General features: G+C 70.1%; 1 protein-coding gene. It reads right to left on the reverse strand.

The features are described from left to right. The coding region (locus tag HKX41_13670) for a gamma-glutamyltransferase (protein ID NNC25181.1) at nucleotides 1-234 on the reverse strand (234 nt) is incomplete at both ends.

Consider the following 234-nt stretch of genomic DNA (forward strand, 5'->3'; position numbering starts at 1 on the left):
CCCCGATGTAGCCGCCGTTTGGATTGACCATGATCGCCTGGTACCCGCCATAGGGCCCCAGCGCGAAGCGCACGCTGTGGCCGCGCCGCACCAGCTCGCGCACGGTCTCGTAGGAGAACCCGGTCTCCAGGTCGAGCTCGCCGCCGTCGCTCATCGCCACCATCTGCCCGGCCGGCTCGGTCGAACCGTCGTGCTGGATGCGCGGCGCGTCGCCGGCTTCCTGCAGGTTCATGC

It is taken from the genome of Salifodinibacter halophilus (assembly GCA_012999515.1).
Lineage (GTDB): Bacteria > Pseudomonadota > Gammaproteobacteria > Nevskiales > Salinisphaeraceae > Salifodinibacter > Salifodinibacter halophilus.